This is a genomic window from Luteimonas sp. MC1750 (assembly GCF_016615955.1).
Classification (GTDB): Bacteria; Pseudomonadota; Gammaproteobacteria; order Xanthomonadales; family Xanthomonadaceae; genus Luteimonas.
Genome location: NZ_CP067113.1, coordinates 622768 through 648759, shown reverse-complemented (window position 1 = coordinate 648759; position 25992 = coordinate 622768). Strand labels below are relative to the sequence as shown.

At 72.7% G+C, this 25992-nt stretch carries 31 protein-coding genes; 22 read left to right on the top strand and 9 right to left on the bottom strand.

Going from position 1 to position 25992, the window contains the following annotated elements; translation table 11 throughout:
- Positions 1 to 28 precede the first annotated feature (28 nt).
- Positions 29 to 463 (bottom strand): hypothetical protein, encoded by a 435-nt coding sequence (locus tag JGR68_RS03060; RefSeq protein ID WP_199360441.1) that lies wholly within the window; start codon positions 461 to 463, stop codon positions 29 to 31.
- Between the two features lie 99 nt (positions 464 to 562).
- Between JGR68_RS03060 and JGR68_RS03055 the strand changes: the two genes are divergently transcribed.
- Both JGR68_RS03055 and rnk read left to right on the top strand, forming a co-directional pair.
- The gene (locus tag JGR68_RS03055) at positions 563 to 1381 is read left to right on the top strand and encodes a M15 family metallopeptidase (protein WP_199360439.1); all 819 of its coding nucleotides are present in this window, start codon (positions 563 to 565) and stop codon (positions 1379 to 1381) included.
- 130 nt (positions 1382 to 1511) lie between these two features.
- The gene (rnk, locus tag JGR68_RS03050; RefSeq protein WP_199360437.1) at positions 1512 to 1922 is read left to right on the top strand and encodes a nucleoside diphosphate kinase regulator; all 411 of its coding nucleotides are present in this window, start codon (positions 1512 to 1514) and stop codon (positions 1920 to 1922) included.
- Positions 1923 to 1949: 27 nt separating this feature from the next.
- On the opposite strand, the gene hda is transcribed toward rnk, so the two are convergent.
- Together hda and JGR68_RS03040 are read right to left on the bottom strand one after the other, a co-directional pair.
- The gene (gene hda / locus JGR68_RS03045) at positions 1950 to 2645 is read right to left on the bottom strand and encodes a DnaA regulatory inactivator Hda (RefSeq protein ID WP_199360435.1); all 696 of its coding nucleotides are present in this window, start codon (positions 2643 to 2645) and stop codon (positions 1950 to 1952) included.
- A 49-nt stretch (positions 2646 to 2694) separates the two neighbouring features.
- On the bottom strand, positions 2695 to 3762 hold the full coding sequence (locus JGR68_RS03040; protein ID WP_199360433.1) for a DUF2066 domain-containing protein: 1068 nt from the start codon (positions 3760 to 3762) through the stop codon (positions 2695 to 2697).
- A gap of 131 nt (positions 3763 to 3893) precedes the next feature.
- Between JGR68_RS03040 and purM the strand changes: the two genes are divergently transcribed.
- From purM to JGR68_RS03020, 4 genes are read left to right on the top strand one after another with little or no spacing between them, the layout of a single operon-like run.
- Positions 3894 to 4922, top strand: coding sequence for a phosphoribosylformylglycinamidine cyclo-ligase (gene purM, locus JGR68_RS03035; protein ID WP_235974015.1), 1029 nt, complete (start codon positions 3894 to 3896; stop codon positions 4920 to 4922).
- A gap of 5 nt (positions 4923 to 4927) precedes the next feature.
- Positions 4928 to 5593, top strand: a complete 666-nt coding sequence (gene purN, locus JGR68_RS03030) for a phosphoribosylglycinamide formyltransferase (RefSeq protein WP_234446571.1) — start codon at positions 4928 to 4930, stop codon at positions 5591 to 5593.
- A 10-nt stretch (positions 5594 to 5603) separates the two neighbouring features.
- Positions 5604 to 6422 carry a DUF3108 domain-containing protein gene (locus JGR68_RS03025; protein WP_199360430.1) on the top strand — a complete coding sequence of 273 codons (819 nt, stop codon included), beginning with the start codon at positions 5604 to 5606 and terminating at the stop codon, positions 6420 to 6422.
- A 15-nt stretch (positions 6423 to 6437) separates the two neighbouring features.
- Entirely contained in the window at positions 6438 to 7139 is a 702-nt protein-coding gene (locus tag JGR68_RS03020; RefSeq protein ID WP_234446570.1) for a DUF3108 domain-containing protein, read from the top strand.
- Positions 7140 to 7170: 31 nt separating this feature from the next.
- Here the strand turns inward: JGR68_RS03020 and murA are convergent, their stop codons facing one another.
- A complete protein-coding gene (gene murA / locus JGR68_RS03015) occupies positions 7171 to 8430 on the bottom strand; it encodes a UDP-N-acetylglucosamine 1-carboxyvinyltransferase (protein ID WP_199360425.1) in 1260 nt (419 codons plus the stop codon).
- Entirely contained in the window at positions 8430 to 8666 is a 237-nt protein-coding gene (locus JGR68_RS03010; protein ID WP_199360423.1) for a BolA/IbaG family iron-sulfur metabolism protein, read from the bottom strand. The genes murA and JGR68_RS03010 overlap by 1 nt, the downstream gene beginning before the upstream one ends.
- 126 nt (positions 8667 to 8792) lie before the next feature.
- On the opposite strand from JGR68_RS03010, the gene JGR68_RS03005 reads away from it, so the two are divergent.
- The 15 genes from JGR68_RS03005 to mgtE all read left to right on the top strand — a co-directional run bounded on the left by JGR68_RS03005 (position 8793) and on the right by mgtE (position 21291).
- Positions 8793 to 9797 (top strand): KpsF/GutQ family sugar-phosphate isomerase, encoded by a 1005-nt coding sequence (locus JGR68_RS03005; RefSeq protein WP_199360421.1) that lies wholly within the window; start codon positions 8793 to 8795, stop codon positions 9795 to 9797.
- A gap of 10 nt (positions 9798 to 9807) precedes the next feature.
- Positions 9808 to 10362 (top strand): phenylphosphate carboxylase subunit delta, encoded by a 555-nt coding sequence (locus JGR68_RS03000; RefSeq protein ID WP_199360419.1) that lies wholly within the window; start codon positions 9808 to 9810, stop codon positions 10360 to 10362.
- Positions 10359 to 10922: an LPS export ABC transporter periplasmic protein LptC gene (lptC, locus tag JGR68_RS02995; protein WP_199360417.1), complete on the top strand. Its 564-nt coding sequence runs from the start codon at positions 10359 to 10361 to the stop codon at positions 10920 to 10922. Before JGR68_RS03000 ends, lptC begins: the two co-directional genes overlap by 4 nt.
- Positions 10903 to 11433, top strand: a complete 531-nt coding sequence (lptA, locus tag JGR68_RS02990; RefSeq protein WP_199360415.1) for a lipopolysaccharide transport periplasmic protein LptA — start codon at positions 10903 to 10905, stop codon at positions 11431 to 11433. The genes lptC and lptA overlap by 20 nt, the downstream gene beginning before the upstream one ends.
- Positions 11433 to 12152, top strand: coding sequence for an LPS export ABC transporter ATP-binding protein (lptB, locus tag JGR68_RS02985; RefSeq protein WP_199360413.1), 720 nt, complete (start codon positions 11433 to 11435; stop codon positions 12150 to 12152). The genes lptA and lptB overlap by 1 nt, the downstream gene beginning before the upstream one ends.
- A 34-nt stretch (positions 12153 to 12186) precedes the next feature.
- Positions 12187 to 13614 carry an RNA polymerase factor sigma-54 gene (locus tag JGR68_RS02980; RefSeq protein WP_199360411.1) on the top strand — a complete coding sequence of 476 codons (1428 nt, stop codon included), beginning with the start codon at positions 12187 to 12189 and terminating at the stop codon, positions 13612 to 13614.
- Positions 13615 to 13722: 108 nt separating this feature from the next.
- Complete coding sequence (gene raiA / locus JGR68_RS02975) at positions 13723 to 14052, top strand: ribosome-associated translation inhibitor RaiA (RefSeq protein WP_199360408.1); 330 nt, start codon at positions 13723 to 13725, stop codon at positions 14050 to 14052.
- A gap of 28 nt (positions 14053 to 14080) precedes the next feature.
- Positions 14081 to 14539, top strand: a complete 459-nt coding sequence (locus tag JGR68_RS02970; protein ID WP_199360406.1) for a PTS sugar transporter subunit IIA — start codon at positions 14081 to 14083, stop codon at positions 14537 to 14539.
- A complete protein-coding gene (gene hprK / locus JGR68_RS02965; protein ID WP_199360404.1) occupies positions 14536 to 15495 on the top strand; it encodes an HPr(Ser) kinase/phosphatase in 960 nt (319 codons plus the stop codon). The genes JGR68_RS02970 and hprK overlap by 4 nt, the downstream gene beginning before the upstream one ends.
- Positions 15492 to 16415 (top strand): RNase adapter RapZ, encoded by a 924-nt coding sequence (rapZ, locus tag JGR68_RS02960; protein ID WP_199360402.1) that lies wholly within the window; start codon positions 15492 to 15494, stop codon positions 16413 to 16415. Before hprK ends, rapZ begins: the two co-directional genes overlap by 4 nt.
- An 82-nt stretch (positions 16416 to 16497) precedes the next feature.
- Entirely contained in the window at positions 16498 to 16890 is a 393-nt protein-coding gene (locus JGR68_RS02955; protein WP_199360399.1) for a PTS fructose IIA subunit family protein, read from the top strand.
- Between the two features lie 12 nt (positions 16891 to 16902).
- On the top strand, positions 16903 to 17172 hold the full coding sequence (locus JGR68_RS02950; RefSeq protein ID WP_199360397.1) for an HPr family phosphocarrier protein: 270 nt from the start codon (positions 16903 to 16905) through the stop codon (positions 17170 to 17172).
- Positions 17172 to 18896 (top strand): phosphoenolpyruvate--protein phosphotransferase, encoded by a 1725-nt coding sequence (gene ptsP / locus JGR68_RS02945; RefSeq protein ID WP_199360395.1) that lies wholly within the window; start codon positions 17172 to 17174, stop codon positions 18894 to 18896. The genes JGR68_RS02950 and ptsP overlap by 1 nt, the downstream gene beginning before the upstream one ends.
- A complete protein-coding gene (locus tag JGR68_RS02940) occupies positions 18893 to 19825 on the top strand; it encodes a 2OG-Fe(II) oxygenase (RefSeq protein ID WP_199360393.1) in 933 nt (310 codons plus the stop codon). The genes ptsP and JGR68_RS02940 overlap by 4 nt, the downstream gene beginning before the upstream one ends.
- A 104-nt stretch (positions 19826 to 19929) precedes the next feature.
- Positions 19930 to 21291, top strand: a complete 1362-nt coding sequence (mgtE, locus tag JGR68_RS02935; RefSeq protein ID WP_199360391.1) for a magnesium transporter — start codon at positions 19930 to 19932, stop codon at positions 21289 to 21291.
- A 242-nt stretch (positions 21292 to 21533) separates the two neighbouring features.
- Here mgtE and JGR68_RS02930 read toward each other — a convergent pair whose 3' ends face one another.
- Genes JGR68_RS02930 through JGR68_RS02920 form a run of 3 tightly spaced genes read right to left on the bottom strand, consistent with a single transcriptional unit; the run spans position 21534 to position 23526 of the window.
- A complete protein-coding gene (locus JGR68_RS02930) occupies positions 21534 to 22475 on the bottom strand; it encodes an aspartate carbamoyltransferase catalytic subunit (protein WP_199360389.1) in 942 nt (313 codons plus the stop codon).
- Positions 22472 to 22960: a Holliday junction resolvase RuvX gene (ruvX, locus tag JGR68_RS02925; protein ID WP_199360387.1), complete on the bottom strand. Its 489-nt coding sequence runs from the start codon at positions 22958 to 22960 to the stop codon at positions 22472 to 22474. Before ruvX ends, JGR68_RS02930 begins: the two co-directional genes overlap by 4 nt.
- Positions 22960 to 23526 carry a YqgE/AlgH family protein gene (locus JGR68_RS02920; RefSeq protein ID WP_199360385.1) on the bottom strand — a complete coding sequence of 189 codons (567 nt, stop codon included), beginning with the start codon at positions 23524 to 23526 and terminating at the stop codon, positions 22960 to 22962. The genes ruvX and JGR68_RS02920 overlap by 1 nt, the downstream gene beginning before the upstream one ends.
- A 79-nt stretch (positions 23527 to 23605) precedes the next feature.
- Between JGR68_RS02920 and JGR68_RS02915 the strand changes: the two genes are divergently transcribed.
- Positions 23606 to 25405 (top strand): DUF4153 domain-containing protein, encoded by a 1800-nt coding sequence (locus tag JGR68_RS02915; protein WP_199360381.1) that lies wholly within the window; start codon positions 23606 to 23608, stop codon positions 25403 to 25405.
- A 6-nt stretch (positions 25406 to 25411) separates the two neighbouring features.
- Here the strand turns inward: JGR68_RS02915 and JGR68_RS02910 are convergent, their stop codons facing one another.
- On the bottom strand, positions 25412 to 25873 hold the full coding sequence (locus tag JGR68_RS02910) for a peptidylprolyl isomerase (RefSeq protein WP_199360379.1): 462 nt from the start codon (positions 25871 to 25873) through the stop codon (positions 25412 to 25414).
- Positions 25874 to 25992: the final 119 nt, after the last annotated feature.

Sequence of the window (25992 nt, the reverse complement as noted above, 5' to 3'; positions counted from 1 at the left end):
GGCGCGCGTCGGCCGGTTGCGGCGCCTCTCAGGGCGCAGGCTTGCCGCCGGCGTCCCCGGCCGGGACGTCCTCCACGCCGGGCGATCCCGCGTCCGCACTCTCCGGCACCGCCTGCGCCGGCGCCTCCGCCGGCGGAGCGGACGGGCCGACCATCGGCAGCATCGGCAGCGGCGCGGCGGCCTCGTAGCTGCGCGGCCCGAAGCCGAACATCCCGCCGCTCTGCCGCGAGACGATCATGCGCACCATCGACGCGGGCACCATCAGTTCCAGGTCCACCTCCTCGCCGGTGGGCAGGCGGCCCTTCAGCGTCATCTCGATCAGTGCGCCGGCGGTATCGACCTCGTCGCACGCGACGTGAGGCCCGACCACCGGGCTGTCCTGGATATAGGGCTTGATGGCATCCCCGAGCGCCTCCAGCGCCTGCGGGAAGAAGAACACGGCATAGCCGTTGCGACCTGTCATTGGCGGGCGGCTCCAGGAAGGGGGGCAGGCATCTTGGCAGACCTGCCGTCGGCGGCCCGTGCGATGGCGGGCCCGCGCGCCAGCGGCTAGCCTGTGTCCATGCGCCACCGCGACGCCATCCTCGTCAACACGCCGGACATCGAGATCTGGCCCGGCGGCCTGCTGCGCGCGCGCGGCAACCGCGACGCGCGCCTGCTGGCGCGGGCCCGCAGCGTGCTGCGGCGCAAGCGCGATGGCACCCTGCTGGCGGCCGACCTGGCCGAAGGCCTGCAGCCTCTGGTGCCGAGGCTGGCACGCGAACCCGGCCTCGACGCCGCGCTCCGCGCCCTGGCCCATCCGCCGCGGCGGGCACGGCGCGCTGGAATCGATGCGGTGCCGACGCTTCCACCGACCCGGCTGGCGCTGTGCCTGGACGCGCTCGGCATCGACGGCGAGGCCTATGCCGGACGCACGGAGCTGGCCCTGCAGTCCGAGCCCGCGTGGCTGGCCCTGGCCGGGCGCGACCGCTACGGCCGCGCGCTCTGGCTGCGCGCCGACGCCGCCCTGGGCTGGCGGCGCCTGGTCGATGCGGCCGCCGGCGACGGCATCGTGCTGGAGGCGGTGTCCGGCTACCGCAGCCACGACTACCAGGCCGGGATCGTCGAGCGGAAGCTGGCCCGGGGCCTGGAGATCGCGGAGATCCTGGCGGTCAACGCCGCCCCCGGCTGGTCCGAGCATCATTCGGGACGGGCGGTGGACATCAGCGCGCCCGGCGAGCCGGCCGCCGAGGAGTCCTTCGAGGCCACGCCGGCGTTCGCCTGGCTCCAGGCCAATGCCGGCGGGCTCGGGTTCACGATGAGCTACCCGCGCGACAATCCGCACGGAATCGTCCACGAACCCTGGCACTGGCGCTACGACGGGACCGCGCGGACCGATTGAGATCGCGGCGCGCTGCGGCTACATTGACCGCAACGAACACCATCGCCGCCAGCCCACCCGCGCCCCGGCCGACGCGAGACGTCGCCCGGGGCGCGTTGCTGGCGGCAAACGCATTGCAGGAGACGCACGCGTGAACACCCGACCCAACATCACCATCTCGACGCTGGATGCCGAGCGGCTGGAGAGCCTGCTCGAGTCCCTCCCCGACGCCACCTTCCCCGGCCGGCAGGCGCTCGAAGCCGAGCTGCTGCGCGCCGACGTGGTCACGCCGAAGGAGATCCCGCCGACCACGGTGACCATGAATTCGACCGTGCGCTTCCGCGTCGGCCCGGACGAGACCTTCAAGCTGACCCTGGTCTATCCCCGCGACGCCGATGGCAGCCCCGACCGCATCTCCGTGCTCGCCCCGGTGGGCAGCGCCCTGCTCGGCCTGTCGCAGGGCGACGAGATGGAATGGCCCAAGCCGGGCGGCGGCAGCGTCAAGGTGCTGATCGAGGAAGTGACCTACCAGCCCGAGCGCGCCGGCGAACTCCACCGCTGAGCCAGGACGACGTCCGCGCGGGCCGCCTCAGCCGCCCGCGCTTCCCAGGACTTCACGCAGGAACGGCACCGTCACCCGGCGCTGTGCCGCCAGCGAAGCCCGGTCCAGGGCGTCGAGCTGGGCGGTGAGCCCGGCCAGGTCGCGCCCCGCACGCTTCAGCAACCACCCGATCGCGGCCTCGTCGAACTGCAGGCCGCGCCGGCGCGCGCGCAACCGCAGCACCTCGGCGCGCCCGGCGTCGTCGAGCGGCTGCAGCGTGATGCGGGCGCACTGCGCGAGGCGCGAGCGCAGGTCCGCCAGCCCCAGCGGCAGCGCGGCCGGAGCTGCGTCAGCGGCATAGAGCACGGCGACGCCGGCGGCGCGCGCGCGGTTGTGGAAATCGAACAGCGCGACTTCGTCGCCGCGGTCGCCGGCGATCGCCTCGAGTCCGTCCAGCGCGACCAGGTGCATCGCCTGCAGTCCATCCAGAGCCAGGGCCAGGCGGCCCACGGCCGCGGCCATCGGCAGGTAGACGGCGCTGGCGCCCCGGGATTCGGCCTCGGCGCAGGCCGCCAGCAGCAGATGGGTCTTGCCGGTCCCCGGACCGCCGTCGAGGTACAGCCAGTCCCCGTCGCCGGCAGCCAGCGCCCGCAGCTGCGCGAGCGCGCCAGCGGGCGCGCCCACGAAGGTGTCGAAACGCTGGTCCGGCGGATAGCGCAGCGCCAGCGGCAGCTGCCGGCTCACGCGCCGCCGCGGCGGGGCGCCGCCACCGGTGGACGCTCCATCACGGACCTCAGCGCAGCTGGAACTCGGGCGGCAGGCCGTCGAGGTTGGCACCCGACTCCACCAGCACCGAGCCGTCGAGCACGCGGCGGAAGCCGGCCAGGCCGGTCAGCAGGTCCAGTTCGAGTTCGATGCTGTTGGGCGTGGCCCGCAGCGGCCGCACCCCGCGCACCACCGAAGTCGACTGCAGCCAGGCCGCCAGGCGCACGTAGTCGTCGGCGCTGTTGATCCCGGTGACGACGATGTGCTCGACGCCCGGCTGGCCCACGGGGCTCGCCTTCGCATAGCGGCGCACCAGGGCGTTGGCCGCGCCGTCGGCGCCGGAGGCGATGACCCGTCGGGCCTGCGTGTCCTCCTCGGACCATGTGGCCAGCACCCGGCCGTTGTCGACGAAGGTCCAGTCCGCCTTCCAGCCGCCGCCGGCACGGTACAGCTTGCCGATCAGCTGCATCGGCGGGTTGTAGCGTGCCGACAGGCGCGCGACCGCGGCCGAATCACCGCGCCAGATCGCGCCGACGGCGGCACGCTCGGCGGCGCTGCCACCCGGCAGGCCCAGGCGGAAGCCGCGCTCCTGCGCCCGGTCGAGCACCGGCCTGGCGACGTTGTTCTGCCCCACGGCGACCAGGCGCGGCCCGGTGCCGTCGTCGATCGCCAGCCACAGCACCGGCTTGGGCCTGGGCTCCGGCCACACCGGCAGGCCGAGCGCGCCGGCGATGCCGTCGACATCGTCCTTGCGGAAGCGCACCACCAGGGTCGTGGTGTAGGTCGGCGAACCGGCGGCGGAGCGCCCCTCGTCCTGGCGGTAGTCGGAGTGCTCGACGAAATCGCCCGCGCGGCGGAGCTCGCGGGCCACGCCCGGGCGCCGCGACACGCCGGCATCGCCGGACAGCTTGCCCAGCACCTGCGCCAGCGCGCGCTGGTAGCCCGACTGCCGGGCCGATTCGGTCTGGCTGCCGACCGCCACCTCGGCCTCGTACAGGCCGCTGGCGCCCGCGCGGTCGCCTTCGACGCGCTGGGCCTGGGCCCAGCCGGCAGGCAGCAGCGCGAGGATCAGCGTGAGCAGCAACGCCTTGGGCATCGTCGTTCCCTGGAGCATGACAACGTGGAATGGTGCCGCACGGGCCGCGCCGCGTCCATGAAGACGGGCGCGGGACTGCTAAAATGAACGTTTCCATGCGCCGGCGAGCCATCGTGACCAGCCCCACTCCGCTGACCTACCGTGACGCCGGCGTCGACATCGACGCGGGCAATGAAGTCGTCGAACGCATCAAGCCGCTGGTGAAGCGCACCTTCCGCCCCGAAGTGATGGGCGGCCTGGGCGGCTTCGGCGCGCTGTTCGACCTGTCGGGCAAGTACCGCGAGCCCGTGCTCGTCTCGGGCACGGATGGCGTGGGCACCAAGCTGAAGCTCGCGCAGCAGCTGGGCCGCCACGACACCATCGGCATCGACCTGGTCGGCATGTGCGTGAACGACGTGCTGGTGCAGGGCGCCGAGCCGCTGTTCTTCCTCGACTACTTCGCCACCGGCAAGCTCGACATCGACACCACGGTGGCCGTGGTCGGCGGCATCGCCCGCGGCTGCGAGCTGGCGGGCTGCGCGCTGATCGGCGGCGAGACCGCCGAGATGCCCGACATGTACGGCCCCGGCGAGTACGACCTGGCCGGCTTCACCGTGGGCGCGGTGGAGAAGTCCGAGTTGCGCGACGGTGGCCGCGTCGCCGCCGGCGACGTGCTGATCGGCATCGCCTCGAGCGGACCGCATTCCAACGGCTACTCGCTGATCCGTCGCATCTACGACCGCGCCGGCCGCCCCGGCGACACCGACCTCGACGGCGTTCGCCTCGAGGACGCGCTGATGGCGCCCACCGCGCTGTACGTGAAGCCGGTGCTGGAACTGCTGCGCGGTGCCGAGGGCGGCTCGATCCACGCCATGGCGCACATCACCGGCGGTGGCCTGACCGAGAACATCATCCGCGTGGTGCCCGATGGCCTCGCCCTCGAGATCGACGCCTCGGCGTGGGTGCTGCCCGCGGTGTTCGACTGGCTGCAGCGCGAAGGCGCGGTGGCCCGCGAGGAAATGTGGCGCACCTTCAACTGCGGCCTCGGCTTCGTGCTGGTGGTCGACCCGGCGCGCGCCGGCGCTGTGGCCGCCGCACTGGACGCGCTTTCGCTCGCACACCGGACGATCGGCACCGTGGTGCCCGCGCGCGGCGCCGCCGCCCGCGTGCGCATCGGCTGATCGCCGTGGCGGAGCGCACGCCGCGGCTGGCCGTGCTGGCCTCCGGCCGCGGCAGCAACCTGCAGGCGATCCTCGACGCGATCGCCGACGGCCGCCTGGACGCACGCGTGGCTGGCGTGTTCAGCGATCGTGCGAAAGCGCACGCGCTGCAGCGTGCGCGCGATGCCGGCATCGAGGCCGCGGCGCTGCGTCCGCGCGACTACGCGGGCCGCGACGAGTTCGACGCCGCGCTGTTCGCACGGGTGGCGGCGGTACAGCCGGACCTCGTGGTCTGCGCGGGCTATATGCGCCTGCTCGGCGCGGCGGCGCTCACGCCCTGGGCGGGCCGCATCATCAACATCCACCCGTCCCTGCTGCCCGACTTCAAGGGCCTGGACACGCATGCGCGCGCGCTGGCCGCCGGCGTCGGGGAACACGGGGCCAGCGTCCATTACGTCACCGCCGACCTCGATGGCGGGCCGGTCATCGCCCAGGCGCGGGTGCCGGTGCACGACGGCGATGACGCCGAGGCGCTGGCAGCGCGCGTGCTCGACACCGAACATCCGCTGCTCGTGGGCAGCCTGCAGCTGCTCTGCGCCGGTCGCATCACCCTGCGCGACGATGCCGTCGAACTCGACGGCCAGCCACTGGGCGCACCTCTTCAGCTGGCAGCCAACCGCCTGTTGTCATGATCCCGGCGGTATGAACACCGCCCCCCGCCTCCTGTCCATTGCGCTCGTTGCCGCGCTCACCGTCCTGCCCGCGCTGGCCGCCGGCGGGACGATGTCGGCCGTGCAGCAGCCGGCGCAAGCGGGCGGTAGCGTGCCCGGCGCCCCGGCGGCGGCTGCCAGCGAGGCCGCGGATCCGCAGCCCGTGCTGACACCTTTCGTCGCCACCTACGACGCATGGAACGGTGGAAAGCAGGCAGGCACCGCGACCATGCGGCTGGCGCGCGAAGGCAGGCTGTGGCGGATCGACCTCGACGTCACCGGCAACCGGGGCCTGGCGCGCTGGGTCCGGCTGGACATCGACCAGGGCACCGTTTTCGACGAGGCCGGCGGCGACTACCGGCCGCTGCGCCAGGACACGCGCCGCAAGGCGCTGTTCATGGGCCGGCACATCGAGGGCGTGTACGACTGGACGTCCGGCGTCGCGCAGTGGAGCGGCGACCTCAAGGACGCACGCCGCCAGCCGGTCGCGCTGCGCGCAGGCGACAAGAGCGGACTGCTGATCAACCTCGCCATCGTGCGCGACGCCGCGCCGGGACGCGCGCTCCGCTATCGCTTCGTCGATGGTGGCCGCGTGCGCGACCACCAGTACGCCGTGGCCGACGCCACCGAGTACGTCGAGGTCGACGGCCTCTCGTACGACGCCATGCGTGTTTCACGGACCAATGGCGGCAATGATGAAACCATCTTCTGGGTGGCGCGCGGCGTGCCCACGCCCATCCGGATCCTGCAGCGCGAGAACGGCGAAGACGCCATCGACCTGCGCCTGGTCGCATACGAAGGAGCTCACTAGATGTTGGACACCACGTTGTTCCGAAGCCGCGTCGCGGCGACCGCCGCGATCGCCCTGCTCGCGCTGGCCTCCGCGCCGGCGCTTGCGATCAAGCCCTTCAGCGCCGACTACCAGGCGAACTACATGGGCATGCAGGCGACGGCGAAGATGAGCCTGGCCAGCGCCGGCAAGGACCGCTGGGAATACCGCATCGACATCGGCGGCATGGGCGCGGAGCTGGCCCAGAGCACGGTGTTCGAGGTCGAAGGCGACCAGTGGCGCCCGCTGAAGAGCGTGGACAGCCAGCGCGGCACGAGCGGGCTGGCCGCGATGCTGGTCAAGCGCAAGAGCGTCACCGCCGACTACGACTGGCAGCAGGGCGAAGCGCGCTGGACCGGTGACGTGAAGGAAGATCGCGCGGGTCCGGTCAAGCTGCGCACCGGCGACCTGGACGGCATGCTGATGAACCTCGTGCTGGTGCGCGACGTCGCCGCCGGCAAGCCGCTCGACTACCGCCTCGTGGAAGACGGGCGCGTCAAGCGCCAGCGCTTCCAGGTCGAGGGGACCGAACAGATCCAGGTCGGCGACAAGTCGCATGCCGCCACCCGCGTGGTGCGTCGCGACGGCAAGCGCGAAATCATCGCCTGGGTGGTGGATGGCCTGCCGGTGCCGGCGCGCGTGCTGCAGCGCCGCGACGGCAAGGACCACATCGACCTGAAGCTCACCGCGGTCAACTGACCGCGGTCGACCGCGGGCGACCGGCCCGCGGTCAGTCGATCCGGCTGATCCTGGCGCCGAGCCCGGACAGCTTGCGCTCGATGTGCTCGTAGCCGCGGTCGAGGTGGTAGATGCGGTCGATGACCGTCTCGCCCTCGGCCACCAGCCCGGCCAGGATCAGCGAGGCCGAGGCCCGCAGGTCGGTGGCCATGACCGGCGCGCCGCTCAGGCGCTCGACGCCGGTGACCGTTGCGCGGTGTCCCTCGATGTGGATGTCCGCACCCAGCCGCATCAGCTCGTTGACGTGCATGAAGCGGTTTTCGAAGATCGTCTCGTCAATGGTCGCCACGCCCTCGGCGATGCAGTTCATCGCCATGAACTGCGCCTGCATGTCGGTGGGGAACGCCGGATGCGGTGCGGTGCTGATGTCCACCGCGCGCGGACGGCGGCCACGCATGTCGACGGTGATGCGGTCGCCTTCGATGCCGATGTCGGCGCCAGCCGCGGTCAGCCGCTCGAGCACCGCGTCCATGGTGTCCGGACGCGCGTGGGTGATGGTCACGCGGCCACCGGTGATGGCGCCGGCCACCAGAAAGGTCCCGGCCTCGATGCGATCGGCCACCACCTCGTGGCGCGCGCCATGCAGCCGGTCGACGCCGTGCACGACGATGCGCGAACTGCCCGCGCCCTCGATGTCGGCGCCCATCGCCAGCAGGCAGTCGGCGAGGTCGACGATTTCCGGCTCGCGCGCGGCGTTGTCGATCACCGTGGTGCCCTGGGCCAGGGTCGCGGCCATCAGCACGTTCTCGGTCGCGCCCACGCTCACCATGTCGAAGACGACATGGCCGCCGCGCAGGCGACCCGCGCGGGCGTTGATGAAGCCGTGCTCGACGGTGATGCGCGCGCCCAGCGCCTCGAGCGCGCGGATGTGCAGGTCGACCGGGCGCGACCCGATCGCACAGCCACCCGGCAGCGCGACCTCGGCCGCACCGTGCCTGGCGACCAGCGGACCGAGCACCAGCACCGACGCGCGCATCGTGCGCACCAGTTCGTAGGGGGCGACGTGGCTGTCGACGCCGCGCGGATCGACGAGCACGTGGCTCCCGTCCGCGTCATGCGTGACCGCGGCACCGAGGCCGTCCAGCACCCGCGCCGTGGTCACCACGTCATGCAGGTGCGGGACGTTGCCGATCTCCACCGGCTCGTCGGCCAGCAGGGTCGCGCACAGGATGGGCAGGACGGCGTTCTTGGCGCCGGAGACGCGGACGTCGCCCTCGAGGGCCACGCCGCCAACCACCGCGATCTTCTGCATCAGGCGGGCCGGTGCTCGTCGGGGGTCAGGGTGCGCAGCGCGAGCGCGTGGATCTCGTTGCCCATCAGCGCGCCCAGGGTGGCGTAAACCATGCGGTGGCGCGCCAGCGGCAGCCGGCCGGCGAAGTCCGGGTGGACCACGACGGCCTCGAAGTGCACGCCGTCGTCGCCACGCACGTCGACCTCGGCGCCAGGCAGCCCCTGCTCGATGAGTTTACGGATGGTGTCTGCGTCCAAGGCGGCTCGTCCAGGTCATGAAGGGCACATGAGGCGGCCTCCCGGCCGCCCTGGAAAACCGGGGGAGCGGGGAGAAATCCGCGTAAGATGAACCGGTTAGCCTAACGGAAAAGGGTCCGGCCCGGTATGCCCGGAAGCAACGACCACCCCGCCAGCGCGCCCGTCGCGCACGACTTCGCGGCCAGCGGCCAGCGGGTCTTCGAGATCGAATGCCAGGGCCTGGCCGCCGTCGCGGCCCGCATCGACGGCGACTTCTCGCGCGCCTGCGCCCTGCTCCTGGCCTGCGGCGGCCGGGTGGTCTGCACCGGCATGGGCAAGTCCGGCCATGTCGCGCGCAAGATCGCCGCCACCCTCGCCTCCACCGGCACGCCGGCGTTCTACGTCCATCCGGGCGAGGCCGGGCACGGCGACCTGGGCATGGTCACCGACGCCGACGTGGTCCTCGCGCTCTCCTACTCGGGCGAATCCGACGAGGTGCTGCAGCTGCTCCCGGTGCTCAAGCGCCAGGGCAACGCGCTGGTGTCGATGACCGGCCGCCCCGGCTCCACGCTGGCGCGCGCGGCCGCCGTGCACCTCGACGTCAGCGTGCCGGCGGAGGCCTGCCCGCTGCACCTGGCACCGACCGCGAGCACCACGGCCTCGCTCGCCATGGGCGACGCGCTGGCGGTGGCCCTGCTCGAGGCGCGCGGCTTCACCGCCGACGACTTCGCGCGCTCGCACCCGGCCGGCGCGCTCGGACGCCGCCTGCTGCTGCACATCGCCGACGTCATGCACACCGGCGATGCCGTGCCGCGCGTGCCGGCCAGCGCGACCGTGAGCGAGGCCCTGGCCGAGATCAGCCGCAAGATGCTCGGCATGACCGCCGTCGTCGACGACGACGGCCGCCTGCTGGGCCTCTACACCGACGGCGACCTGCGCCGCAGCCTGGACGCGGGCATCGACGTGCGCACCGCGCCGATCGCCGACGTGATGACGCGCAGCCCGCGCACCATCGGCGCCGACGCGCTTGCGGTCGAGGCGGCGCAGCTGATGGAGGCGCACAAGATCGGCGGCCTCGTGGTCGTGGACGACGGGGGCCGCGTGGTTGGCGCCCTGAACATTCACGACCTGTTGCGCGCACGCGTGGTGTGATCCCGCGTTCATGCGCCCCGCCTACCCGCCCTCCCCGCCTCCCGAACTGCGCGCGCGCGCCGCGCGCATCCGCCTGGCCTGCTTCGACGTCGACGGCACCCTGACCGACGGGCGCCTGCATATCGCCAGCGACGGCACCGAGAGCAAGTCCTTCCATGTCCACGACGGCCTCGGCATCTCGCTGCTGCGCCGCGCCGGCATCGCGGTGGCCTTCATCACCGCGCGCAGCAGCGCGGCGGCCGAGATCCGCGCGCGCGACCTCGGCGTCGAGGTGCATACCGGCGTCAAGGACAAGCTCGCCTGCGTCGAAGGGCTGCGCACGCGCCTGGGCCTGGACGCCGACGCGGTGTCGTTCATGGGCGACGACCTGACCGACCTCGCGGTGCTTGCCGCCGCCGGCCTGGCCGCGGCGCCTGCCGATGCGCATCCTGCGATCCTGGCCAGCGTCCACTGGCAGTCGTCGCTTGGCGGCGGCGCGGGCGCGGCGCGCGAATTCTGCGACCTCGTGCTGGCGGCACGCGGCGACGCCGGCATCGCTGCCGACGCGGCCGGAGCAGGCCAGTGAACTGGCGCGGTGCGCTGATCCTGGTGTTGCTGGTGGCCGCCATCGCCAGCGGCTGGTCGGCCTGGCGCCAGGGCGCCGACGAGCCGGACGCCCTGGCCACCAGCGACCGCTCCGACTACGTGCTCGAGGACTTCGAACTGGTGTCGCTCGACAGCCGCGGGCAGGAAGCCTTCACCCTCCGCGCGCCCTGGCTGCAGCGCGACCCCGCCGATGAAACCCTGTCGCTGCGCGAACCCGTGTTCCTGCTGCCCGAGGAAGGCGGCGAGTACTACTGGGACCTGCGCGGCGACGCCGGCTGGATCAGCGCCGACAGCAGCGAGATGCGGCTCGACGGCAGCGTCGTCGCCGTCTCCGACCCGGCCGGCGGCCGGGCCATGCGCATGGAAACCGACGCCCTGCAGGTCTTCCCGGAGCAGCGTCGCGCACGCACCGATGCCGCCGTGACCATCACCCAGCCCGGCACTACAATGCAGGGCACGGGCATGGAAGCCGACCTGGCCGGCAAGCGCTTCCAGCTCACTTCCAAGGTCCAGACCCGCTATGTCCCCACGCGCCGCTAGCCTCACGACGCTCCTCGCCCTGGCCGCGGCCCTGGCCGCCCCGTCCGCGTGGGCGAAGTCGAGCGACCGCAACCAGCCGATGGACCTGACGTCCAACACCCAGGACTGCATGCTCGCCGACGACGGCGGCCCCTGCGTGTTCGCCGGCAACGTGCGCATCGTCCAGGGCACGCTCGACGTGCGCGCGGCCAAGGCCGACGTCCGCCGCGGCGGCGGCGACATCCAGCGCGTGATCCTCACCGGCGCGCCCGTGCGCCTGACCCAGGAGCTCGACGACGGCGGCTCGATCGACGCCAGCGCCAGCAACGTCGACTACGACCTGCAGACCGAGACCGTGGTCTTCACCGGCAATGCCGAGCTCAACCAGCCCGGCCGCGGCACCATGGCCGGCGGCCGCATCGTCTACAACATGGCCACCGGCCGCGTGCAGGGCGGCGGCCAGGACGGCCAGCAGATCCGCACCCGCATCCTGCCCAAGGGGGCCAGCACCGGCGGCCAGGGCGGCAACTGATGCTGGTCGCCGAGGGCCTGCGCAAGAGCTACCGGCAGCGCGAGGTGGTGCGCGAGTTCGGGCTGACCCTCGACGCCGGCGAGGTCGTCGGCCTGCTCGGCCCCAACGGCGCCGGCAAGACCACCTGCTTCTACATGATCGTCGGCCTGGTGCCGGCCGACGCCGGCCGCATCGTGCTCGACGGCCGCGACATCACCGGCGAGCCGATGTACCGCCGCGCGCGCCTCGGCGTCGGCTACCTGCCGCAGGAACCGTCGGTGTTCCGCAAGCTGAGCGTGGCCGACAACATCATGCTGGTGCTCGAGCTGCGCGAGGACCTGGACCGCAAGGGGCGCGAGACCGAACTCGCGTCGCTGATGGACGAGCTGCAGGTGGCGCACGTCGCCGGCCAGGCCGGTGCCAGCCTCTCCGGCGGCGAGCGCCGCCGGGTCGAGATCGCGCGCGCGCTGGCCGCGCGCCCGCGGCTGATCCTGCTCGACGAACCCTTCGCCGGCGTCGATCCGATCTCGGTCGGCGAGATCCAGCGCATCGTGCGCCACCTCAAGAACCGCGGCATCGGCGTGCTGATCACCGACCACAACGTGCGCGAGACCTTGGGCATTTGCGACCGCGCGTATATCCTCAGTGATGGTGGCGTGCTCGCGCAGGGGGCTCCGGACGCGCTGCTGGCCAATCCGGACGTGCGCCGGGTCTACCTCGGGGATTCCTTCCGGCTGTGAGCCGGGGGCACGTCCCCGTCGACAGGGGAACGTCGTGAAGCCTCGCCTTCAGACATCGCTGGGACAGCAACTGGTACTGACGCCACAGCTGCGCCAGGCCCTGCACATGCTCCAGCTGTCGATGCCCGAGCTCGAGGCCGAGATCAGCGACGCGGTCGAGAGCAACCCCCTGCTGGAGTGGGACGACTCGGCGCCGGTTCCGACGCCTGGCGATGCGCCGGGCACGGATGGCGAATCCGCGGAGACGCGACACGAGGAACGCACCGGGGCCCACGAGGACCCGTGGGACGACCACCGCGACGTGGCCTGGGCCGAGAGCGGGCGCGGCGGCGGCGAGGATCCCGATGGCGACGCGTCCGAACGCATCGCCCAGTCGGAAACCCTGCGCGACCACCTCACCTGGCAGCTCAACCTCAGCCATCTTTCCCCGCGCGAACTTGCCATCGGCGAAACGCTGGTCGATGCCATCGACGACGACGGCTACCTGCGCGAGCCGCTGGCGGCCATCGCCGAAGCGCTGGCGCCGGAACTGGACTGCAGCGAGGCCGAGATCGCGCTGGTCCTGCGCCGCGTCCAGGGCCTGGACCCGACCGGCGTCGGCGCGCGCGACCTCGGCGAGTGCCTGCTGCTGCAGCTCGACGCGCTGCCCGGCGACACGCCCGGGCGCGGCATCGCGCGGCGCGCGGTGTCGACGCTGATCGAACGGCTTGCGCGGCTGGGCGAAGCCGGAATGGCCGACGCGCTTGGCTGCAGCCTGGAAGACGCGGTCACCGCCCTGCACCTGATCCGCGGACTCGACCCGCGCCCCGGCGCACGCATCGGCGGCATGCCGCAGGACACCTACGTCGTGCCCGACTGCGTCATCACCCGCCAGGGCGGCATGTGGAAGGTGGCGCTGGCCGGCGGCCGCCATTCCAGCCTGACCATCCACCGCGGCTACGAGCAGATGCTGCAGCACGCGGCCGGGGCCGACGCCGGCTACCTGCGCGGACGGCTGCAGGAGGCGCGCTGGCTGCTGAAGAACATCGAGGCGCGCGGCGAGACCCTGCTCAAGGTGGTGCACTGCCTGGTGCGCGAGCAGTCGGGCTTCCTCGAGTTCGGCGACAAGGCGCTGCGCCCGCTGACCCTGCGCGAGGTGGCTGCGCAGATCGGCATGCACGAGTCCACCGTCTCGCGCGCGGTGGCGCGCAAGTACGTGCACACGCCGCGCGGCACGATGCCGCTGCGCGCGTTCTTCGCCTCGGGCATCGACACCGGCGGCGGCGGCGAGGCCTCGAGCACCGCGATCCAGGACATGATCCGCCGCCTGGTCGAGGCCGAGGACCCGCGCAAGCCGCTGTCCGACGCGCGCCTGGCCGAACGCCTCAAGGACGGCGGCGTGCCGGTCGCGAGGCGCACCGTGGCGAAATACCGCGAAGCCCTGAACATCCCTTCATCGCACGACCGCGTGCGCATCGCCTGAGCACCGCCCCGCCGCTTCCCGGCCTCCGGGGGCTGGGTTAACCTGTCCGTGACAACCGCGACATCGCCATGGGCGATGCTGTGGACCCCACGAGAGAGGAGGTTTGCGATGCTCATCGAGACCCACGGCCAGCAGATGGATGTCACGCCCGCGCTGCGCGACTACGTCGAGACCAAGCTTGGCCGGCTTTCGCGGCTCTACGATCCGCCGCTGCAGGTCCGCACCCAGCTGAGCCTGGACAAGCCCGACCATGTCGCCGAGGCCACGCTCAGCGTGGGCGGCAAGACCCTGCACGCCGATGCGCGCGCGGTCGACATGTACGCGGCGATCGATCTCCTGGCCGACAAGCTCGACCGGATGCTGGTGAAGGAGAAGAAGAAGATGATCGACCAGCACCGCCGCGGCGGGAACCCGGTGCGCGACGGCGAGTTCGGCTGACCCGCGGCCGCGACGGAAGCACGACGTCATGCCGTATACCGACCTGCTCACGGCCGCGCGCATCGTGCAGGTCGTGGAGCCGGGCGGGCGCGACCAGGTGCTGGACGCGGCCGCCCGCCTGCTCAGCGGCGGCTCGCCGGACTGGACCCAGGCGATCGCCGACGGCCTGCGCGCACGCGAGGCCATCGGCAGCACCTCCATCGGCCGTGGGGTGGCCATCCCGCACTGCCATACCGCCGCCTGCCGCGTTCCGGTGGCGGCCTTCCTGCGGCTGGCCGCGCCGGTCGACTTCCGCGCCCACGACGGCCAGCCGGTCGACCTGGTGTTCGCGATGGCGGTGCCGCAGGGCCATGCGCAGCAGCACCTGGACACGCTGTCCGAGCTCGCCGGCCAGTTCGCCGACCCCGGCTTCCGCGACGCGGTCCGCGCCGCCCGCGACATCACCGCGCTGCGTGCGCTGCTGCTGCGCCTCGACGTGAGCGCATGAACGCCGCGATCACCGCCCGCGAACTCTACGAACAGCTGCGCGAGCGCCTCGCGCTGCGCTGGGTCGCCGGCCAGTCCGGTGCCGCCCGCCAGCTCGAGGCGGTCGATACCGTGGCCCGCCGGCCCTCGCTGGCCGGCTACCTCAACATCATCTATCCCAACAAGGTGCAGATCCTCGGGACCGAGGAGCTGGCCTGGCTGGACGGCCTGGAGCCGCGGCAGCGCTGGGAGACGCTGGAGAAGATCCTGCAGTTCGGGCCGCTGGCGCTGGTGGTGAGCAAAGGCCAGTCCTGCCCCGAGGACCTGATCGAGATGGCCGAGGAATCGGGCATCGCGCTGTGGTCCTCGCCGCGCCGCGGCCACGAGCTCTACAGCGTGCTGCAGTACCACCTGGCCGGCGCCCTCGCACGTCGCACCACCCTGCACGGGGTGTTCATGGAGATCTACTCCATCGGCGTGCTGATCACCGGCGAATCCGGCACCGGCAAGAGCGAGCTCGCGTTGGAGCTGGTGACCCGCGGACACCGGCTGGTCGCCGACGATGCGCCGGAGTTCGCGCAGATCGCGCCGGACGTGCTCGATGGCACCTGTCCCGAGCTGCTGCAGGACCTGCTCGAACTGCGCGGCCTCGGCGTGCTCAACATCCGCGAGATGTTCGGTGACACCGCGGTGAAGCGGAACAAGTACCTGCGCCTGATCGTGCACCTGGCGCGCCCCGAGGACAGCCGCGAATCGAGCGATGCCAGCGGCATGGTGCGGCTGACCGGCGACCTCGGCTCGCGGCGCGTGCTCGAACTCGACGTGCCGATGATCACCTTGCCGGTGATGCCCGGCCGCAACCTGGCGGTCCTGACCGAAGCCGCCACCCGCGTGCACATGCTGCGCGCCAAGGGCGTCGATCCCGCCGCGGCCTTTCTCGCGCGCCACTCGCACTTCCTCGAACGGGGCACGGCATGAGCACGCCCGCGAACACGGACGCGCCCGCGGACGCGACCGCGACCGCGACCGCCGCCAGCAATGCGCTGGTCATCGTCAGCGGCATGTCGGGCAGTGGCAAGACCGTCGCGCTCAACACCTTCGAGGACCTCGACTTCTACTGCGTCGACAACCTGCCGGCGGAGCTGCTGCCCGACTTCGTGCGCAGCGCCACCCATCCCGAGCGCGCCTCGCAGAAGCTCGCCGTGGGCATCGACGTGCGCAGCCGCGGCGACCTCGCCAACCTGCCCGAGTGGCTGTCGGCGGTGGGCGCCCTGGGCTTCGACCCGAAGCTGGTCTTCTTCGACACCGCCGACAACGTCCTGCTCAAGCGCTATGCCGACACCCGCCGCCGCCATCCGCTGACGCGGCTGGGCCTGGCGCTCTCGGACGCCATCGCGCTGGAGCGCCAGGTGCTGCGTCCGCTGCGCCAGCTGGCCGACGTCACCATCGACACCAGCGAGCTCAACGTCCACCAGCTGCGCCACCGGGTGCTGACCGAACTGGGCCTGGCGATGGACTCGTCGCTGTCGCTGCTGTTCGAATCCTTCGCCTACCGGCGCGGACTGCCGCCGGACGCGGACTTCGTGTTCGATGCGCGCGCCCTGCCCAATCCGCACTGGGACCCACGGCTGCGCCCGCTGTCGGGCCGCGACGGCCCCGTGCGCGACTACTTCGAAGCGCCCGAACAGGCCGACGTCGGCGAGTTCCTGCGCCAGGTGAACGCATTCCTCGATGCCTGGCTGCCGCGCATGGACTCGTCCACGCGCAGCTACGTGACCGTCGCCTTCGGCTGCACCGGCGGCCGCCACCGCTCGGTCTACCTCGCCGAAGCCGCGGCCGCCCACGCGCGCCGGCAGGGCTGGAACGAGGTCGCCACGCACCACCGCGAACTCGACTGAGAACTCGACTGAAGTCCGGAAACGATGCCGCGCGCGCACGCGGCGCTTCCGGACCGTCATGCGGCTCTGGTAATTTGTCCCGATGGCCGTCGGAATCCTGCTCGTCACGCACCTGGGTATCGGCACCGCGCTCGCCGCGGTGGCGGGCCGCTTGCTGGGCACGCTGCCCTTGAAGGTGGAAGTGTTCGAGATGTCCTACGACGCCGACCCCGCCGCCGCCCTGCCCGCCGCCAGTGCCGCGCTGCGCCGCGCCGACGGCGGCGAGGGCGTGCTGGTACTGACCGACCTCTACGGCGCCACGCCGGCGAACCTCGCCGCGCGCCTGGCGCAGCTCGGCACTCCGGTCCGGCGCGTGTCCGCGCTCAGCCTGCCGATGCTGCTGAGGGTCCTGAACTATCCCGAGCTTCCGCTCGAGGCGCTGCCGGCGGTGGCTGCCGCTGGCGCGCGCAACGGAGTCCTGCACGATGACGCATGAGGCACGCCGGCCATGATCGAACGCGAACTCGTCGTCTCCAACCGGCTGGGCCTGCACGCGCGCGCCACCGCGAAGCTGGTGCAGCTGCTCTCGGGCCATGACGTCAACGCGACCCTGACCGCCAAGGGACGCGAGGTCAACGCCAAGAGCATCATGGGCGTGATGCTGCTCGCCGCCGGCGCCGGCACCGCGGTGACCCTGCGTGTCGAGGGCGCCGACGAGGCCGCGGCCGCCGAGGCCGTCAGCGCGCTGTTCGAGCGGCGATTCGACGAGGACAGCTGATGCGCCGGCAGTTCCCCGGCCACGGTGCCTCGCGGGGCAACGCGCTCGGGCGCGCGCGCGTGCGCCAGCCGCATGCGCTGGAGGTGGCCGAGGAACGCATCGCGCCCGGGCAGGCCGCGGCCGAGGTCGCGCGCCTGCACGAGGCGATCGACATGGTGCGCGAGGAACTGCGCGACCTGCGCTCGCGCCTGCACGGCGCGCTGGCGCACGAGGTCGGCGAGTTCCTCGACCTGCACGCGTTGCTGCTCGACGACCCCGAGCTTCTGCAGGGCCTGGACGGCCTGATCGCGAACGAGCTGCACGGCGCCGACTTCGCGCTGCGCGTGCAGCGCGACCGCCTGGCGGCGGTATTCGAAAGCATGGACGACCCCTACTTCCGCAGCCGCGTGGAGGACATCGACCACGTCATCGGCCGCATCCATTCGGCGCTGCACCGCCACGACGCGCAGGTCAGCGGCGTGGCCGGCGAGATCCTGGTCTCGGACAGCCTGGCGCCGTCCGAGGTCGCACGCCTGCACGCGCGCGGCGTGCTCGGCATCGTGACCGCGGGCGGCAGCATGCTTTCGCATACCGCGATCCTGGCGCGCAGCCTGCACCTGCCGCTGGTGGTCGGTTCGCCGCAGGCGCTGTCGCTGGTCAACGACGGCGACGTGGTGATGATCGACGGCGCCACCGGCCTGGTGATCGTCGATCCGGACGCCGACGACCTGCGCGCGCACCGCGAGCGCGTGCGCGAGGGCAAGCGCGAGCGCCGCCAGCTGCACCGCCTGCGGCGCGAACCCTCGCGCACCCTCGACGGCGTCGACATCCGCCTGTACGCGAACGCCGAGACGCGCGAGGACGTCGCCGAGGCGCACGCGCTCGGCGCCGCGGGCGTCGGGCTGTACCGCACCGAGTTCCTGTTCCTGCAGCGCAACGAGCTGCCGTCGGAGGAGGAGCAGTTCGTCGCCTACCGCGACCTGGTGCTGGGCATGACCGGGCGCACCGCGACCATCCGCACGCTCGACGTCGGCGCCGACAAGGCCGACGGCAGCGGCCTGGCCCTGCCCTACGAGCCCAATCCCGCGCTCGGCGTGCGCGGCGTGCGCCTGGCGCTGCGCCGGCGCGACGTGTTCACCACCCAGCTGCGCGCGATCCTGCGCGCGTCCGGCTACGGGCCGATCCGCATCCTGCTGCCGATGGTGGCGCGGCGCGAGGAGGTGCTGGCGGCGCGCCGCCTGCTGCGCACGGTCGCCGCGCGCCTGCGCCGGGAAGGCCATGCGGTCGCCGAGGGCATCCCGCTCGGCGCGATGATCGAGGTCCCGGCCGCGGCGATCGCATTGCCGGCGATGATCGACCTGCTCGACTTCATGTCGATCGGCACCAACGACCTCGTGCAGTACCTGCTGGCCGCGGACCGCGGCAACGATGCCCTGGTCGACCTGCACAGCCCCCTGCATCCGGCGGTCGTGCTGCTGCTGCACCAGGTCATCGGCACCGCCCGCGCGCACGGCAAGCCGGTGGCGGTCTGCGGCGAGATGGCCGGCGACGCCGTGTTCACCCCGCTGCTGCTCGCGCTCGGGCTCGAGGAGTTCAGCCTGCATCCGGGCACGCTGCTCGAAGTGCGCCAGGCGGTGCGGGCGCAGGACCTGGCCGGCCTGCGCGCACACCTGCCCGAGCTGCTGCGCGCACGCGACCACGCCGGCATCGCCCGCTGGCTTGCCCGGAGCACCGGAGAACCATGAGCCGCACAGACGCCCTGCGCGACGTGGTCGCCCCGCACGTGGTGGCCGACGCGGACTCGATCCGCGCCGGATTCATCGGCGCGCGCCCGTTCCGCCACTGCGTGGTCGAGGACTTCTTCGCGCCCGCGTTCGTGCACGACCTGCTCGCGCGCTTCCCGGGTTTCGATCGCGGCAACGCCCTCAACGAGGACGGCGTCGCCGGCGGGAAGTCGACGGTGGAGCGCATCCGCGGCCTTGGCGGCGCGTACGCGGCGCTCGACGCCTGCATCCAGACGCCGGCCTTCCTCGGCCTGATCGAACGGCTGACCGGCATCGACGGGCTGCTCTACGACCCCGACTACTTCGGCGGCGGCACGCACGACAACCGCGATGGCCAGGCGCTCGACACCCACATCGACTTCAACCACCACCCTGCCACCGGCTGGCATCGACGGCTGAACCTGATCGTCTACCTCAACCCGGAGTGGGACGCGGCCTGGGGCGGAGCGCTGGAACTGCGGCGCGACCCGCATGATCCGGAGAACGACGAGGTGGTCGCGATCGCGCCAGCGTACAACCGCTGCGTGATCTTCGAGACCACCGAGCACAGCTGGCACGGGTTCCCGCCGATCCGGCTGCCCGCGGGCAGGGAGTCGCTCAGCCGCCGGTCGGTGGCCCTGTACTTCTACACGCGCGAGCGGCCCGCCGACGAAGCCGCACCCGCGCATTCGACGGTCTACGTCGACCGCCCGCTGCCGTCCCACCTCGCGGCCGGACACGTGCTGGACGCGTCCGACATGGCCACGCTGCACGAGCTGCTCGCGCGCCGCGACGGCCACGTGCGCCGGCTGTATGGCGAACTGCACGCGCTGCAGGCGCAGCTCGACGCGACGCCCGCCAGCCGCGTGCTCGGCGCGGCACGCCGCATGCTCGCGCGACTGCGCCGCTGAACGAGCGCACGGGCTGGGCAGCGCCGGGCGCGCGGGCGATAATGCGCGCATGAACGCCTGACCCTGTCGCGCATCCGTCGCGCGACGCGCCCACCGGAAGATCCATGGCCGAAGCCGTCCGCCACGACAAGACCGCGCGCCAGCTGCGACTGCTGTCGGATGCGCTCGACAGCGGCCGCCTGGGCCCCGTCCGCCGGCTGATCAACACGCTGGCGCCGGCCGAGATCGGCAACCTCCTGGAATCGCTGCCGCCCGACCGCCGGATGGTGGTCTGGGGCCTGGTCGATGCCGAGGACGACGGCGAGGTGCTGGTGCACGTCGGCGACGAGGTGCGCGAAAGCCTGATCGCCGACATGGATCCCGACGAGATCGTCGCCGCGGTCGAAGACCTCGACATCGACGACCTCGCCGACCTGGTCGAGGACCTGCCCGAGGCCGTCACCGGGCAGATCCTGCGCTCGATGGACCGCGAGAACCGCGAACGCCTGGAGCAGGCGCTGTCCTACGAGGAAGACACCGCCGGCCGCCTGATGAACCCCGACGTGGTGACCGTGCGCGCGGACACCACGGTCGACGTGGTGCTGCGCTTCCTGCGCCTGCGCGGCGAGCTGCCGGAGAACACCGACCACCTGTACGTGGTCAACCGCCGCCACCAGCTGCTGGGCTGGGTCGCGCTGCAGAAGCTGGTCACCAGCGAACCGGGCGCCCCGGTCAACAAGCTGATCGACGACGAACTCACCGCGATCCACGCCGGCGAGTCGGCGGAGTCCGTCGCGCGCCAGTTCTCCGACCACGACTGGGTGTCCGCGCCCGTGGTCGACGAGGGCAACGTGCTGCTCGGCCGCATCACCATCGACGACGTGGTCGACATCATCCGCGAGCAGGCCGAGCACCAGGCGCTGGGCGCCGCCGGCCTGGACGAGGACGAGGACCTGTTCTCGCCGGTGAAGCGCGCCGTGCGCGGCCGCATCGTCTGGCTGGGCGTGAACCTGGCCACGGCCTTCCTCGCCGCCGCGGTGATCGGGCGCTTCGAGGCGACGATCGAGCAGATCGTGGCGCTGGCGGTGCTGATGCCGATCGTCGCCGGCATCGGCGGCAATGCCGGCATGCAGGTGCTGACCCTGATGGTGCGCGGCCTGGCGCTGGGCCAGGTGGGCGCGAGCAACGCGCGCCTGCTGCTGTGGAAGGAAGTGCGCGTGGCGCTGATCAACGGCCTGCTGATCGGCGGCTTCGTCGGGCTGGTCGCCTTCGCCTGGTTCCGCGACTGGATGCTGGGTCTTGTGATCACCGCGGCGCTGGTGATCAACTTCGCCTCGGCCGCGCTCGCCGGCGTGCTGGTGCCGCTGGCGATGAAGCGCGCCGACGTCGATCCCGCGGTGGCCGGCGGCGTGGTGGTGACCGCGGTGACCGACGTGGTCGGCTTCTTCAGCTTCCTCGGCCTGGCCACCGTCATCCTGCTGCACTGAGGCCGCACCTTCCCCGCGGCAACTGCGGCGACTGCAGCGACTGCAGCGACTGCGGCAACCGCGGCAACTCCGGCAACGCTCGGGACTGTAGGAGCGGCTATAGCCGCGATCCGGGGCCGCGGTGCGTTCGCGCAATCCGTTCCCGCAATCCGTTCCTGCGGTCCGTTCCCGGTGATCCGCGGCAATCGCAGCTATAGCTGCTCCTACAGGAGCCGCGAGCCTGCAGGCGGCGGGCGGCCGGGTCAGGCCAGAAGGGCTTCGAGCACCGCCATGCGCACGGCGACGCCGTTGGCGACCTGCCGCAGCACCAGCGACTGCGGGCCGTCGGCCACCTCGTCGCTGATCTCGACGCCGCGGTTCATCGGACCCGGATGCAGCACCACGGCGTCCGGCGCGGCGCGGCGCAGGCGGGCCGCGGTCAGCCCGTAGTCGCGGTGGTAGGCCTCGAGCGACGGCACCAGGCCTTCCTCCATGCGTTCGCGCTGCAGGCGCAGCATGAACACCGCATCCACGCCGTCGAGCGCGGCGTCCAGGTCGCTGCCGACGCGGCAGCCGGACAGCATGGCGTCATCGGGCAGCAGGCTCGCCGGACCGCAGGCGCGGACCTCGCCGATGCCCAGGGTACGCAGCGCATGCAGCTCGGACCGCGCCACCCGCGAATGGCGGATGTCGCCGACCACCGCGACCTTCAGCCGCGAAAAATCCCCGCCTTTGGCCTGGCGCAGGCTCAGCACGTCGAGCAGGCCCTGCGTGGGGTGCGCGCTGCGGCCGTCGCCGGCGTTGATGACCGCCGTGCCCGGCTGCGCGGACGCGGCCAGCATGGCCGCGGCGCCGTCCTCGCGGTGGCGGACGATGAAGCCGCGCACGCCCATCGCCTCGATGTTGCGCAGCGTGTCGAGCGGGGTCTCGCCCTTGCTGGTCGACGAGGTGGACGCGTCGAAGGCCAGCACGTCGGCGCCGAGGCGCTGCGCGGCGCGCTGGAACGACAGCCGCGTGCGCGTCGACGGCTCGAAGAACAGGGTGCAGGTGGCGATGCCCGCGAGCGCCCCGCGCGGATCGGCGGCGCCCTGGCCGTCGAGGAAGGCCTGGGCGCGGTCGAGCAGGGCCACCAGCGTCGCGCGCGGCAGGCCTTCGAGGGTGAGCAGGTGGCGCAGGCGCCCGTCGTCGGTGGTCTGCAGGGTCATGCCGGGGCGTCCGGGGACGTGGAATCGGGATCGATGGCGACCGCGTCGCCGGGCGAGGCCAGCCAGCGTTCGACGATGATCGCGGCCGCCACGGCGTCGAGCGCGGCGGCGTCGCGGCGACGGCGCCGGCCTTCGGCACGGTCGACGGCGAAGCGCTGGGCCGCTTCGATCGAGCTGGAGCGCTCGTCCACCATCACCACCGGCAGGCGGTAACGCCGGCCCAGCTCGCGTGCGAAGGCCCGGGCGCGCGCGCGGATCGGCTGGTCGCCACCGTCGAGCGTCATTGGATCACCGACCACGCAGCCATCCGGCCCCCATTCCTTCAGCAGGCGCTCGACCGCCGGCCAGTCGACGTGGTCGGCGTGCACGTCGACCACGGCCAGCGCACGCGCACCGTGGCCGAAGGCGCTGCCCACGGCCACGCCGATGCGGCGCGCGCCGACGTCGAACCCGAGCACGGTGCCGTCGGCGCGGATCGTGGCCATCAGGCGTGCCCGGCGTAGTCCGGCATGTGCGCCATGTCGACGCCGATGCGGCCGGCGGCCGCCTGCCAGCGTGCCTCCAGCGGCAGTGCGAACAGGATCTCCCCGTCGGACGGCACGGTCAGCCAGCTGTTCTCGCCCAGTTCGGCCTCGAGCTGGCCCGCGCCCCAGCCGGCGCAGCCCAGCGCGACCACGGCACGCGCGGGACCTTCGCCGCGCGCCATCGCCTCGAGCACGTCGCGCGAGGTGGTCACGCGCAGGTCGTCGGCCACGCTCAGGCTCGAGTCCCAGCCCTGCGCACCGTCATGGATGACGAAACCGCGCTCGGGATGCACGGGGCCGCCGGCAAGCACCGGCGTGGCGCACAGCGCCGCGTCGCCGCAGGGAATGCCCATCTGCGAGAAGACCTCGCCCAGGGTGTAGTCGGAGCGACGGTTGACGACCACGCCCATCGCGCCGTCGGCGTCGTGCTGGCACAGCAGCGACACCGTGCGCTCGAAGTTCGGATCGGCCAGCGACGGCAGCGCGACCAGCAGCTGGTTGGCGAGCGGGGTGGGCTGGGTGGACATGGGGTCATTCTAGCCAGTGCCGCGGCCTCGCGCCCGGCCGCGGCTACCATGGCCGCCACGCCACCGCCGCGGATCCACCATGCCGACAGCCGCTCCGCTTCCGCGCGACGAACGCGCCTTCATCGTGCTGCTGGCCGTGCTGCAGGGCGGCCTGATGTACCTGGCGCAGAAGGGCCACGCCGGCGGCTGGTGGCCCTTCGCCGCGCTCTCGGGCCGGGTCTGCTGGTACACCCTGGTGCTGGCGGTGCCGACGATGATGGCGCTGAGCGTGGTGCGCCTGCGCGATGCGCGCTTCTGGCAGCAGGCCGCCGGAGCCACCGTGGTGGTCGGCGCGCTGGCCGCATGGGCCGCGCGGCAGGCCACGGGCGGCCCGGGCGTGCAGGCCGGCAGCGTGCTCGCCCCTTTCGGCGCATCGGTCGCGGTCGGCCTGTTCGTCGCCCTGCCCTGGCTGCAGTGCCGCCTCGCGCACGGCCACTGGCGCGCGCCCTATGCCTGCCTGTTCGGACATGCCTGGCAGAACACGCTGACGCTGGCGCTGGCGGCGCTGTTCACCGGCATCTGCTGGCTGGTGCTGTGGCTGTGGGGCGCGCTGTTCGCGCTGGTGAAGATCGACTTCTTCCGCGAGCTGTTCCGCGAGGACGCCTTCGTCTACCTCGCCACGGGCGCGATGGCCGGGCTGGGCGTGCTGATCGGCCGGACCCAGGACCGCGCGGTGATGGTCGCCCGCCAGGTGCTGTTCGCGATCTTCACCGGCCTGCTGCCGCTGCTGGCCTTCATCGCCGCGCTGTTCGTGGCCAGCCTGCCGTTCACCGGCCTCGAACCGCTGTGGGACATGCGGTCCGCGGCCGCCACCCTGGTGACCGTGGTGGCGCTGCTGGTCGCGTTCGCCAACTCCGTGCTGCAGGACGGCACCGGCGCGCGGCCCTACCCCGCCTGGCTGTGCCGCCTGGTCGATGCCGGGCTGGCCCTGCTGCCGGTGTACGCGCTGCTGGCGCTGTATGCGCTCTGGCTGCGCATCGACCAGCACGGGTGGACGGCCGACCGCGTCTGGGCGGTGCTGCTCGCCGTCGTCGTGGCCGGCTATGCATCCGGCTACGCCTGGGCGGTGCTGCGCAGGCGCGACGGCTGGCTGGGACCCATCCGGCCGGTGAACCGGGTGATGTCGCTGGTGGTGGTGGCGCTTGCGGTGCTGGCCAACACCCCCGTGCTGGATCCGCACCGGATCGGCGTGTCCAGCCAGCTGCAGCGGCTGGCCGACGGACGCACCAGCCCCGAGGATTTCGATCTCGAGTGGCTGCGCCATGACAGCGGCCGCGCCGGCTGGGAGGCGACGCTGGCCCTGCGCGGGCACCCGGCCTGGGCAGGCGACCGGGAGCGGCTGGCCGAACTCGAACGCGTCATCGCAAGGGAGAGCCGCTGGGGCGACCCGGCGGCCGTCGAGGGCGGCAAGCCCACCGCGCGCGATGCCGCGGCGCTCCGCGCGCAGGTCCAGCTGGCGGAAGGCGCGGCGTCGCCCGACGAGGACTGGTGGGTCGCCCTGGCCGATGGACTGGGCGACCGCAACTGCAGGCGCGTCTCCGACGACTGCATCCTGCTCACGCCCGACCTCGACGGCGACGGCGCGCGCGATCCGCTGCTGTGCACACTCGGCAACGGCCATGGCGCGCACTGCGTGATCCACGCGCGGGACGCGGACGGCGCCTGGGCGGCGGTCGCGACCCTGGACCTGTGGCCGCAGGGCACCTCCGAGCAGGCGTGGCGACGGACGCTGCGCCGCGACCTGCTCGATGGCCGCGTGCAGGCCGTTCCGCGGAGCTGGCCCGACCTCAGGATCGGCGACGGTGAGCCACGCCGGCTCGAACTCCCCGGCCAGCCCTGAGCCCGCTCAGCCCAGGCCGAACTGGACCTCGTCCGGCGTCGGGACGCGCACCGCGAGCACCTCGAGCTCCGCCCGGACGCGACGCCCGGCCAGCGGATGGTTGCCGTCGACGGTGATCGTGTCGGCTTCGACCGCCGTCACCACCACGTCGAGCGGTCCCTTGGCGGTCGTGGTTTCCAGCCGGTCGCCCACCTTCGGCTGGGCGGGCGCGCGCCACATCGTGCGCGGCAGGGTCTGCACCAGGGCTTCGTGCCGCGGGCCGAAGCCGTCCGCGGGCGCGACCACGACGTCGATCCGGTCGCCTGCCCTGCGGCCCTCGAGCGCCTGCTCCAGCCCGCGCGCGATGCCCCCGGTCCCGTGCATGTAGGTCAGCGGTTCGTGCCCGCGGGTGCTGGTGATGGGCGCGCCGCTGTCGGCGTCGGTCAGCGTGAAGTGCACGGTGGCGATGCGGCGGTCTGCGATGTCCATCGTCGGCGGATCCTTGGCGGTGATCGCCGCATCCTCGCCATCGCGCCGCGCGCGCGCAAGCCCGTCGGCCCGTTGGCGTGACCGGGTGCCCACCCGCGCGAGCGGCCCACCGGGCCATG